The 11,483-nt window shown below is 43.5% G+C and carries 9 protein-coding genes and 1 pseudogene; 5 read left to right on the forward strand and 5 right to left on the reverse strand.

Annotation, left to right across the window (positions count from 1 at the left end; genetic code table 11):
- The first annotated feature begins 28 nt into the window (after window positions 1–28).
- The 3 genes from lptA (at window position 29) to radA (ending at window position 3,296) form a co-directional block, all read left to right on the forward strand.
- Window positions 29–517, forward strand: coding sequence for a lipopolysaccharide transport periplasmic protein LptA (gene lptA / locus A7325_RS02195; protein WP_180952567.1), 489 nt, complete (start codon window positions 29–31; stop codon window positions 515–517).
- Between the two features lie 205 nt (window positions 518–722).
- On the forward strand, window positions 723–1,433 hold the full coding sequence (gene lptB / locus A7325_RS02200) for an LPS export ABC transporter ATP-binding protein (protein ID WP_197488858.1): 711 nt from the start codon (window positions 723–725) through the stop codon (window positions 1,431–1,433).
- A gap of 426 nt (window positions 1,434–1,859) precedes the next feature.
- Window positions 1,860–3,296, forward strand: a complete 1,437-nt coding sequence (radA, locus tag A7325_RS02205) for a DNA repair protein RadA (RefSeq protein ID WP_068404223.1) — start codon at window positions 1,860–1,862, stop codon at window positions 3,294–3,296.
- Between the two features lie 165 nt (window positions 3,297–3,461).
- Here the strand turns inward: radA and A7325_RS14200 are convergent.
- Window positions 3,462–3,809: pseudogene (locus A7325_RS14200) on the reverse strand (septal ring lytic transglycosylase RlpA family protein); the annotation flags it as partial.
- A 1,219-nt stretch (window positions 3,810–5,028) separates the two neighbouring features.
- Window positions 5,029–6,171 carry a rod shape-determining protein RodA gene (rodA, locus tag A7325_RS02215; protein ID WP_068404242.1) on the reverse strand — a complete coding sequence of 381 codons (1,143 nt, stop codon included), beginning with the start codon at window positions 6,169–6,171 and terminating at the stop codon, window positions 5,029–5,031.
- A gap of 275 nt (window positions 6,172–6,446) precedes the next feature.
- Here rodA and A7325_RS02220 point away from each other — a divergent pair, with 275 nt between their 5' ends.
- Window positions 6,447–7,424, forward strand: a complete 978-nt coding sequence (locus tag A7325_RS02220) for a D-Ala-D-Ala carboxypeptidase family metallohydrolase (RefSeq protein WP_068404226.1) — start codon at window positions 6,447–6,449, stop codon at window positions 7,422–7,424.
- Between the two features lie 96 nt (window positions 7,425–7,520).
- Here A7325_RS02220 and A7325_RS02225 read toward each other — a convergent pair whose 3' ends face one another.
- The 3 genes from A7325_RS02225 to A7325_RS13655 all read right to left on the reverse strand — a co-directional run bounded on the left by A7325_RS02225 (window position 7,521) and on the right by A7325_RS13655 (window position 10,961).
- Complete coding sequence (locus tag A7325_RS02225) at window positions 7,521–9,074, reverse strand: M16 family metallopeptidase (RefSeq protein ID WP_227514922.1); 1,554 nt, start codon at window positions 9,072–9,074, stop codon at window positions 7,521–7,523.
- Between the two features lie 51 nt (window positions 9,075–9,125).
- Window positions 9,126–10,697: a M16 family metallopeptidase gene (locus A7325_RS02230; RefSeq protein ID WP_068404228.1), complete on the reverse strand. Its 1,572-nt coding sequence runs from the start codon at window positions 10,695–10,697 to the stop codon at window positions 9,126–9,128.
- Between the two features lie 111 nt (window positions 10,698–10,808).
- Window positions 10,809–10,961 carry a hypothetical protein gene (locus A7325_RS13655; protein ID WP_156508480.1) on the reverse strand — a complete coding sequence of 51 codons (153 nt, stop codon included), beginning with the start codon at window positions 10,959–10,961 and terminating at the stop codon, window positions 10,809–10,811.
- Window positions 10,962–11,261: 300 nt separating this feature from the next.
- Between A7325_RS13655 and A7325_RS14205 the strand changes: the two genes are divergently transcribed.
- The coding region (locus A7325_RS14205; protein ID WP_156508481.1) for a helix-turn-helix domain-containing protein at window positions 11,262–11,483 on the forward strand (222 nt) is incomplete at its 3' end.

Raw genomic sequence — 11,483 nt, forward strand, 5'->3', positions numbered from 1 at the left:
AGTAACACACGGTTTGCGAACGCTACCGATGCTAATGTTGTTAGCATTGCCGTTATACAGCCATGCCTTGCCATCAGATGCCAATCAGCCCATTAAGCTGCTAGCAGATAAGGCTACTTATAGTGAACGTACAGGTATCACCAGCTATTCAGGCACTGTCGTGATTACGCAGGGTACGTTCAAAATGACCGCCGATGATATTACGGTCAATCTCTCGCAAGGCCGTAGTATCAACTCGGCAGTCGCCACCGGCCGTCCAGCCACTATGCAGCAGGTAGTGACGCAAGAAAAGGGCTTGGCAAAAGGGCAGGCCAATAAGATTGATTATAATGCGGTCACGGGTATAGTGACGCTTACGGGTAATGCAAAATTGGTACAAAATGGCGCCAGTTTTGCCGGTAACGTCATTCGTTATAGCTTAAAAGCTGGCGATGTAGAAGCAACTGCTGGTGGCAGTCAGCGCGTAGAATTGGTCTTCCCGCCCAATAGCGGCAGCAACCGAAGCAGCATACGCTAAGCACAGTATTTTTAATATAAAAGTAAGCGATAGTAATACTAAAAACTTTGCAACTTTAACAGTAATTGACAGGTAAGTGATGAGCGATATTAAAAACAACGTTGTTAAGACTAATGAAATTCATAGCAACGAAATTAATAGCAACGAGCCTAATAATGGTTCTGTAGCGGCAACCAATAGCTCCGAGCCTGTCGCCCGTTTAACGATGCAAAATTTAGGCAAACGCTACGGCAAACGCTGGGTGGTAAAAGATGTATCATTTTCTGTTGAGCAAGGGCAAGTTGTTGGGTTATTAGGACCAAATGGCGCGGGCAAAACTACTAGCTTTTATATGGTGGTTGGACTGGTCAATATGGATAAGGGCCGTGTCACTCTAGGAAAAATGGATTTATCAAAATATGCCATGCATGAGCGCGCGCGTGCTGGTATTGGCTATTTGCCGCAAGAAGCTTCTATTTTTCGTAAATTATCCATTGAAGATAATATCTTAGCCATTCTGCAAACCCGTAAAGAATTAAGTACCGCTGAGCAGCGCCAAGAGCTTGAAAAATTGATAGGCGAGTTCCATTTAGAACATGTACGCAAATCATTGGGTATGAGTGTCTCAGGCGGTGAGCGCCGCCGCTGTGAGATTGCGCGCGCGTTGGCGGCCAATCCAAAATTTATCCTATTAGATGAGCCTTTTGCCGGTGTTGACCCTATTTCTGTTGGTGATATTAAAGACGTTATTTTAACCCTAAAAAATCGCGGTATTGGTGTACTCATCACCGACCATAACGTGCGCGATACCCTCGCCATTTGCGAAAAAGCCTATATCGTTTCAGAAGGCGCCATCATTGCGGAAGGGACATCGTCTGAAGTGTTAGAAAATGATTTGGTAAAATCTGTCTATCTTGGTAAAGACTTTCGAGTATAAAAAACTTCCCTGGGTCTTAGATAGTGTTCTCTATAAACCTTTATCTGAAACTTTAGCCAAATATCTAATTACTGCATGATGCAACGGATATTTGGTTATTTAGTCTTAACATCTATAACACATTATAAGTTACTGTCTGCCTTTCATCATCTCTTGTCTGTTTATAAAAAAAGGCATGTATAGTCAAAATATCCTAAAAACGCGACGGTATTGCTGGTATCAATTTTTTGTAGCCTCTGTCTGCGCAGGCACAGCAAGCAAGAAAAATTGATATCAGCAGTGCGTGATGTCTCTATATTACTTTTCACTCACTATACATCCTTTCTTGCATTTTTTCACTTAAGCTCATATAGAGCATTCTAAAATTCTACTTATTATTCGCAATTTATTACTTTCGATTGACCAGTTCAATAAGGTTCATACGTTATGGCAAAAAATAAAAGCAGTTATGTCTGTCAGCAGTGCGGGGCGCATTTTGGCAAATGGGCGGGGCAGTGTACAGACTGCGGTGAATGGAACAGTTTGGTCGAAGCGCCAAATGTCAGTATGCCGCACCATAATAAGAGTAGCGCAAAAGCGAATGCTAGCCGAGCGGTTTCTCGTAGTGCGGGTGCACCTGCTGGCAATTATTCGGGTACGCACAGTGCGGTCATGCCACTCAATGCGGTAAGCGTGACGCTAGATACACGCCTGCCCACTGGCATTAGTGAGTTTGACCGAGTGTTGGGCGGCGGACTGGTGGCCGGTTCGGTCGTTTTGATCGGCGGTGACCCAGGAATCGGTAAATCGACGATTTTGCTGCAAACTGCGACCAATATGGCAAAGGCTGATTCATTGGCAGGTAGCGCGCTGTATGTGACAGGTGAAGAGTCGCTCGCCCAAGTAGCGATGCGCGCCAAGCGTTTAGATTTGCCAGCGGATAGATTACGTGTACTCGCGGAGACCAATGTTGAAACCATTTGTGCGGCTTTAACCCAAGAGCAGCCGGCGATTGCTATTATTGACTCGATTCAGACTATTTATACCGATGCCATTAATTCTGCCCCAGGCGGCGTTAGTCAAATTCGTGAGTCGGCAGCTATTTTGACCCGTTATGCGAAGCAAACTGGCACGGCACTATTTTTAGTCGGGCATGTGACCAAAGAAGGCACGCTGGCAGGGCCACGTGTGCTCGAACACATGGTTGATACGGTTTTATATTTTGAAGGTCAGTCCGATTCACGCTTTCGTATGATTCGCGCGGTAAAAAACCGTTTTGGTGCGGTTAATGAGCTGGGCATTTTTGGCATGACCGATATGGGACTCAAAGAAGTCGCCAATCCCTCAGCGATATTCTTAAGCCGTTATGATAAGCCCGTAGCGGGTTCTGTGGTGATGGTAAGCCGTGAAGGTACTAGACCCCTGCTGGTTGAAGTGCAAGCCTTGGTTGATGACTCACAAGGTTCACCAAGACGTATGGCTTTAGGGCTCGATTTTCAGCGCCTATCAATGCTGCTTGCGGTCATGCATCGTCACGGCGGTATCCATACCAGTGGACAAGATGTGTATGTAAACGTCGTTGGCGGCGTTAAGGTGATTGAAACCGGGTCTGATTTGGCCGTACTATTGGCTTGTGCTTCTAGTATCAAAGAAAAGCCTTTACCCTCATCACTTGCCGTTTTTGGTGAAGTCGGCTTATCAGGGGAGATTCGACCGGTTCCTAACGGACAAGAGCGCCTAAAGGAGGCGATGAAACACGGCTTTAAACACGCAATTATTCCTAAAGCCAATGCGCCTGCCAAAGATGCGCCGCAGTTTAAGGGTATCAATGTCATCGCGGTTGAGCGTCTCGATGATGCGATTGAAAGCGCATTTGAGTTATAGTTTTAAAAGCTATCCCATGTTAACTATTTAGCGTCAAACGTTAAAAACGAAAAAGCGCCTAACTTTAAATGAGTTAGGCGCTTTTTTTACAACTAACGTTAAGCAGTTTTTTCGATAAAAAACCGTTAAAGGTTTAAACCGCGAATGGTCTAAAACGTTAATGGTTTAAGAAGAGGGGCCTGAAACACGCTCAATAGAGACGTTACCCACACCTTTATTGGTAATACCAAGTTGCTTGGCAGCACCGTAAGATAAATCCATCACACGGTTACCATGGAATGGACCACGATCGTTTACTTTAACGACGACGCTTTTGCCATTGGTTTTATTGGTAACTTTAACGTAGCAGTTCAAGGGTAACGAGCGGTGAGCAGCGGTTAAACCATTCATGTCAAAGGTTTCGCCACTGGCAGTTTTGCGGCCATGAAACTGACGACCGTACCAAGAAGCCAAACCAGTTTGTTTAAATTTGCTTACAGAATTAGAAGCGACTGCCGTTAAGCGCTCTAAAACATCTTCATCATTGGATACTTGGGCAGTGTCGCTGGCGAGCAATGGGCTGCTAAGCGCTAATGAAGTGGGCTGACGAGCAGACTTAACTAAGCTTGATGCGCCGTCATGTTGACGACTAAGTTCACCGAGCACACGGTCAATACGGGAGGCGTTATCTTGCGAAATCGTTGCAAGGGAGGTTTTTGATTCTACAGCATTTGCATTAGTAGCGATTGCAGAGCCAGCAAATAAAACGGCTGACATTGTAAGTAAACCAGATAAACGCTTATTCATAAATACCTCTATAGCGTATACATTAGAACCTAACTCTAAAACCTCTTAGAGGGAGCGAGACAATATTAGACCACTCTAACAGTGCCGCAAACTCGAAAGCCGCTCTATCATCTATCTGTTTTATCACGATGATAGTAAATATGGGCTTTTATAAGCTCTAACATATGGTAATTTTCATTTATATCATCATAAGTGGCTCGGGAATTATCGTTATATACGACTCGCAAAACCCACTTATGACACGCTCAAATGATAGTTAACAATAGTAATCAAACAACCAAAGTAAGGTTGCACCAATCGATAAAGGACTTTTTTGCATTGCTAAGTTAATAAAGGGTTTAAAGTATGTTGCGTATTACTTTGTTATTAAACCGTTAATTAAGTACTGACTTTGCAAGCCCAAAATCTACAATTTGCTAACTATACGGACGAGCTACAACTGCAATATAATTAAATGATATCTTTCTTAGTAGCTATGTACGCGTTGTGTATCAAACTACAATAAAAGGAGGGTAACGCAATTATTTGTAAAAAACAAGGAATAAAACCTAACAGTACTAATCGGTCAGTAATAGGGCTTCATCTGGGTTTTGCCAAAACATAAGAATAATAATAGCTATAAATAACAACAACTTATGGTTATTTCTAAAGTAAGAAAGTTAAGGTTTTAATAGTAATTTATGGAGAATTAACGACAAATAAGAAAGGCTTAAAAAAGTAGATATTCATTTAATTTGAGCAATTTCGCTATTACATTAGATTACTTAGCCAAGCACATTTTGCTTCAGATTATAGGCAAATTTGTTAACGTATCATTTTAACCCTATCTATATAAGGGAGTTATATAGACATTTAAACCCAAGTTTATCGTGATTATCGAATGTAATATTGGTTATTAAAGATGAACTTTACAGGTGAATAGATTGTAAATAATACCTGCTATGGCTTAGCTGGATTTGTGAGTATGAATTGACATTAGTAGGCCAAAACCTGCCATTAACGTCACGATAGCAGTACCGCCATAACTGATAAAAGGTAAAGGTACCCCAACAACGGGTAAGATGCCGCCAACCATGCCGACATTGACAAAAATATATACGAAAAAAGACATCGCAATTGCACCTGCCAGCAATCGACTATAAACATCAGGGTGCGAAAATGCAATATATAAAGCACGCATAAGCAGGCAAGCATATATAAACATCAACAATATCACGCCAAGCAGACCGAACTCTTCGGAAAAGGCAGCAATAATAAAGTCAGTATGACCTTCTGGTAAAAAATGTAGATGCGACTGCGTGCCTTCTAAATAGCCTTTACCGGTCAAACCGCCCGCGCCAATGGCGGTTTTGGACTGAATGATATTCCATCCAGCACCTTGGACGTCAGCTTCAGGATTGAATAGCGTTAAAACGCGCGTACGTTGGTAGTCGTGTAATAAAAAGTTCCAAGCAAATGCCACCAATGGCACGGCTAATGCTGCTGCACTAGCAATCAAGCGCCATGATAGACCCGCTAAAAACAATACAAAAATGCCACTGGCTGCGACCAGCAAGGAAGTACCAAGGTCAGGCTCTTTGGCGATTAATAATACCGGCACGACAATTAACGCTAAGGTGATGGCAATACTTGATAATGAAGGCGGTAAGTCACGTTTGGATAAAAACCACGCACACATCATTGGCATACCAAGCTTCATAAACTCTGAAGGTTGAACGCTACCAAAACCAGGTAAGTTAATCCAGCGCTGCGCACCCATACGCACCTCGCCAATGATATCGACCAACACCAACAATATCAGCCCCAATACATAAAATATGGGCGTAAAGGTACGATAAAGGCTAGGCGGTATCTGCGCCATAGTAAACATCACCGTAAATGCCACGCCATAACTAATGACTTGGCGGATGACCATATCAGTGTCTTGGCTTGCTGCGCTATATAAAATCGTCAAGCCAATGCAACAAACGGTCAATAGCAATAAGGTCAGCCACGGATCAATATGGATACGTTGCCAAAGCGTCGGCGCACGACCTCGACCAAAGTGATGGCTTTGACGAGAAAAACGGTACTGGAGGTTAGAAGGCATAGGTGATATGTGACTGATAATTGGCGTGAAAGAAAAGTCTGCTTTGACAAACGATAAGTAAGCAATCAGCGAGGGCAAAATGTTTATCGGGCAGCTTAATTAAGAATTTGGTAGCAAAACCCATAATTTACCCGTAATAAAGTAACGACAATATAAACATTATAAGGATAAGTGTTAATAACGAATCAGTGACCATCAATTCGCTGCGATAGTTTAGCTTGCTTGCTTAAAATTTGATAGTATCGATAAAACGTTTTTAGCGGTAGTTTCTGGTAATGATAAAGACAAAAAAATTTATTTATGGGCACATTTATAAGCCTATTATCGTCCTAGGTATTTGTGCCAGCAGTATTTCCGTGCACGCCGCTATTATAAGTGATAATAGTGAGCGCCGCATCCAAATCCGTCATGGCAGTGGTACGACCAATAATAGTGGCAATGCTTATATCACACCCGCTAGCAGTTATGGCAGTCAAAGCAATAGCTATAGCGGCGGCGCAACCATCTTGAGTGAAGGCGCTCGTCGGTCAAATGGTATTAGCGGCGACAGTATGCAAGGGCTGATTCAACAAAAACAGCGCGAGTTTAACTTCGATAGCGCAGTATCGATAGAAGAAAACAAACGCGTCATTACCAATAGAGGGACGCCACGTTATAGCAGCGGTAATAATAACTTTGGAAATAGTAATTATAACGATTTTACCAGTATGGATTTTAATGTATGGTTAAATAGTAATAGTTACCGCGCAAGCCAAGTGGCCAATTATCAACAATATTTAAGCTCACGCGTCGGCGCAAGAAATGTACCGCCCTTATCTCAGCTGTTGACGACCGCTCGTAGTTGGGATAAATGTGGTTATGAGCCTTATCAGCTACCACCGCAGGAGTTATGGGCAAATATTGTACCGACCTTGCAGCTTTATAGTCAGCTAAAACGCCAAGGTATTTTACCTGCCAGTACCGAGATACGTTCAGTATATCGCAGTCCGGGGTTAAATAATTGCGCGGGCGGGGCGAGTGCGAGTAAGCACATGACCGCAGGCGCGATGGATATCTGGGTGCCTGAATATGAAGGCAATTTATGGCAGCTAAGTCGCATGCAAGATAGTCTCTGCGAGTTTTGGCAATATCAAGGGCAGTCGCATAACTTTGGTTTAGGACTGTATTCTACCGGTGCTATTCATCTTGATACCGATGGTTATCGCAAATGGGGCTTTAATCATGCCAGTAGCAGCTCCGCTTGCCGCTATTAAAAGCAGACTCTTCAATTTAAAAAGCTCAGCCAGTGATTACTGATTGAGCTTTTTTATTGAGCTATTTTTTAAGCGTCTGTAAAAATAATATTGGCTCTACGACTTTTTCTTAGGTTTCTTCTCATCCCATGGATTGACCTCACCAACAGTCACGATCAAAAAGTTATCAGGCTTTAGAGTGTCGCGCAGGGTTTGGTTGACTTCTGAGAGTTTAACCTGTTCGATGCGATTGACATAGTTGGTCAAGTAGCTGTTAGGTAGCTGATAAAAATTCATCATACCAATTAAGCTGTTGATTCCAGCATTACTGGCAAATCCCATCGGAAAGCTGTTTTTTAAATTATCCGTGGTTAATTTCATCTCATCGCTGGTAATACCTTTATCTAATGTCTCATTAATCACATTTAGGCTGACATCAATTGCTGCGCGTGCTTTGTCATTACGGGTTGAAAATCCAATTTGATAAGGACCGCGCGCCAACATCGGGTTCATAGAACCTGATATGCCATAAGTATAGCCGAGGTTTTGCCTGACTTCGGTCATCAGACGCGCGTTAAAATCGCCCCCTGCTAGCACTTCATTACCGACGGCAAAGTTGGTTTGCTTTTGCTGCGCTTGCGGGTCGGTGGCACGCTTTTCGCCCAGTTGTCCCATCAATACCGTAGTTTGAGTGCTAGGAAACGGAATATGAATATGTTGAGGCTGGTTTAGTGGCTTTGGTTCGGGCAGGGCCGCCGCCGCTTGACCCGCTGGCAAGTCTGCCGTAATTTCTTCCGCCAAATTTTTCGCTTGTGCCAAAGTCAAATTACCCGTCATGGCAAGCGACGCATTGGCAGCGACTAGATAGCGATTTTTAAAATCAATTAGCTGTTTTCTATCAATATTAGGAACGCTTTCAAGCGTGCCAACCGATGGATGCGCATAAGGGTGGTCGCCATACAATGCCTTACTAAAGGCGATACTGGCAAGACTGCCAGGGTCTTGCTTTTGCTGTTGTAAACCGACCAATAAGCGTGCTTTATTACGGGCTAAGATTTGCTCATCAAAGCTCGGTTCAGTAAGCATTTGCGTCATCAAGTCAACCGCAGGCAGTAGATGTTTATCATCAGATAAGCTACGCAACGACACAATAAACATGTCTTTATAGGCGCTACTACCTAAACTGATACCCAAGGTTTCGACCGCCCGCGTGAACGCGTTTTCATCTAAGCGTTTGGAGCCTTGTTCAAGCATCGTCGCGGTCATATTGGCAATACCAAAGCCTGATTTACTGATACTGCCGTCACGTGCGCTACCGGCGTTAAAGCGCAAGTCAATATCGACAATGGGCAAGGTAGTGGTCGGCACGAAAAGCACAGGAATACCGGCTTTGGTCTTAAAGCTCTGAATTTTTGGAACCGTGACTTCTAAAGGTTTGGCATTTTCAAGACTACTCAGCTTAGACAGAGCGGCAATTGGCGCACTGGTATCGACTGCAGCAGCTGGCGTACGAGCATCTTCGCTACCTGCCATATCTGCCTGCGCTACAGTGGTCAAGCTCATCATCCCAAAGAAGGCGCAAGCACCCAAATAGGGCAGCTGCTTGAAGTGAGAAGATAGTTTGGTTTTTTTGAGAAAATGTATTTGCGTCATGTCTTTCTTCTTATTCATAAGGTCATCAGTATTGGGTTTTTGCCAAGATAATTGCATCGCACATTGATGTTATTTAGCTTTGCTTGCCGCTTCTTTAGTAGCGCTATCGGTAGCAACATTTTTATTAACAGTGTCTTTGCTCATTTTATTTTGGCTAACTTTATTTCTATTGGCAGTCTCTTTAGGTGGGATGATATGCATGACCGTTAAATTATCTTTGACCAAATACTTTTTACTTGCCGCTTGGATATCTGCAATGGTTACGCTATCAAGCTTGGTTGGCAATTTGGCCAGTAACCTGTCATCAAGACCGATAGACTGCAGGGAGCCTATCATACGCGCCTGACCTTCCATGCTATCCTGTGCGTATATCAAGCCGGTGACAGTATTGGTTTTGGCGCGCTCGATTTCATCGGCAGCAATTGGGTCGGTTGATAGCTTATTAATCTCATTGATAATGGCTTGTTGTGCCTGCGCCAAGCTGATGCCTTCGCGCGGGGTTGCTTGTATCAAAAACAGCCCATCGCCGCGATCGAGCAAATCGTAAGACGTACCAACTGTGGTAAGCAGTCCTTGCTCGCGTACCAGCCTGTTCTCTAGCCGCGCTGATAGACCACCATCCAATACATCTTGCGCAAGTGATAGCGCATAGGCTTGTTTTTCATTATTAGCACCAGCGCTCACCAGACTGGGTACGTTATAACCCATTAATAAAACTGGCACTTGTACCGCTTGCTCGGATTCTACTTGCTGATAACCGCGAAAGCCCTTTTGCGTGACCATAGGACGCTTAGGTAACGCGCTTGGTTTTAGCTCCCCAAAATAGCGTTTGACCTGCTCTAATACGTCGGTTGGTTCGACATCGCCGACGATAACCAACGTCGCATTATTAGGTGCGTACCATGTTTTGTACCAGTCTTTTAAATCGCTAAGGGTGATTGATGCTAGCTCATTCATAGGGCCAATGACCGATTCGCCTTTTGGACTGTTTGGCATTGCCAGCAAGCGAAATGACTCATAAGCTTTGGCAATCGGATTGTCATCCGTACGCTGACGACGCTCTTCCATGACCACTTGATGCTCTTTGGCAAACGCTTTGTCATCAAAGACCAAATTGGTCATGCGATCTGCTTCTAGCTCTAAGGCTAACGGCAAGCGATTGGCAGGGAATAGCTCGTAATAACCGGTAAAATCGTAACTGGTAAAGGCATTATTGACGCCGCCAAATTTGGCAATCAAACGCTCATAATCGTCGCTTGATACATCGGCGGTGCCTTTGAACATCATATGCTCAAGCACATGTGAGATGCCGCCTTTATCGAGAGGCTCATCTGCTGAGCCGACGCGATACCAAATTTGGGTCATGACCACAGGCGCGCGGTGGTCTTCTTTGACCACTATCTTTAGACCATTTTCGAGCTGGTATTCGTGGCGGCCAGACATATCCATGGTCAATGCTGAAGATTGTTCGGTATTTTCTAGCGTTTGATTTTTATTCACTACCTGTGTTGTTGCGGCATTTTTAGTCGTAGCAACTTCATTTGTCGAAGAAACTGCGCTGGTTTGGCAAGCCGCAAGGGTAGTCGCCATCGCTAAAGCGCAGGCAAAGCGTAAAGAGATAGTAGGTAAAGATGAGGACATGATAGGTTCTACTTATATAAAAGGTAGCTGATAAGTGACTGAGTGATAAAATGAGAATGGCGTATATTTATGCTTAGATGAATATGCCTATTTATGATAAACATAACGCCATTATAAAGACTTGTGTGCTCCAACCATCACGCTAGCAGTCGGTTTAAATTCTTGTGTAGTGCTACAGCCAGTTGAAGACAACGCGATAGTAGCAACAAGCAAAGCGGCGCCCATTTGGGTCATTTTTTTATAATCGTTCGATAGTGATAACATAGGTCATTTCCAATATAAGTGGCCAAGTAAAGTAAACAAAATAGGGTGGCATAATCATGCTAAGGGTAGGCGAAGTTTGGCTTATTAAAGGTCAGATTTTTGTGTCCAAACCTTAAGCGAAACTTGCTTAGACAATTATAAGATTTATAAACCTATCCTTAGGAAGATTATTCTTAATTACTAAACGCTTTTATTACTTAGATTAACACATGAAGTGCAATACCAAATGCAAGGTGAAAAAAAGACCTAGATGCGCTAGCATCAAAGTTTTTATCCACCGACCAAAGTGAGATTGCAACCATGAGCTATACACATCTAAGCCTAGGTGAACGATACCAGATTTATGTCCTTAAAGGGGCAAAACATAGTATTAATTTTATAGCGAGGACGTTAAACAGAAGTCCCAGTACCATATCAAGAGAGCTTAGACGCAATAAAAGCCTACGAGGTTACCGAGCAAAGCATGCTAATAACAAGGCTTGTGACAGACGGGCTAACAACGCCATAACTATTGTGGCTATT

Origin of the sequence: Psychrobacter sp. SHUES1, from assembly GCF_001652315.1 — a bacterium.
Classification (GTDB): domain Bacteria; phylum Pseudomonadota; class Gammaproteobacteria; order Pseudomonadales; family Moraxellaceae; genus Psychrobacter; species Psychrobacter faecalis.

What these genes read in the sequence shown, in the direction of transcription:
- rodA (WP_068404242.1), bottom strand. Translation starts at nt 6,171, where the DNA reads ATGCCTTCTAACCTCCAGTACCGTTTTTCTCGTCAAAGCCATCACTTT.
- lptA (WP_180952567.1), top strand. Translation starts at nt 29, where the DNA reads ATGCTAATGTTGTTAGCATTGCCGTTATACAGCCATGCCTTGCCATCA.
- A7325_RS13655 (WP_156508480.1), bottom strand. Translation starts at nt 10,961, where the DNA reads ATGTTATCACTATCGAACGATTATAAAAAAATGACCCAAATGGGCGCC.
- A7325_RS02220 (WP_068404226.1), top strand. Translation starts at nt 6,447, where the DNA reads ATGATAAAGACAAAAAAATTTATTTATGGGCACATTTATAAGCCTATT.
- radA (WP_068404223.1), top strand. Translation starts at nt 1,860, where the DNA reads ATGGCAAAAAATAAAAGCAGTTATGTCTGTCAGCAGTGCGGGGCGCAT.
- lptB (WP_197488858.1), top strand. Translation starts at nt 723, where the DNA reads ATGCAAAATTTAGGCAAACGCTACGGCAAACGCTGGGTGGTAAAAGAT.
- A7325_RS02225 (WP_227514922.1), bottom strand. Translation starts at nt 9,074, where the DNA reads ATGAATAAGAAGAAAGACATGACGCAAATACATTTTCTCAAAAAAACC.
- A7325_RS02230 (WP_068404228.1), bottom strand. Translation starts at nt 10,697, where the DNA reads ATGTCCTCATCTTTACCTACTATCTCTTTACGCTTTGCCTGCGCTTTA.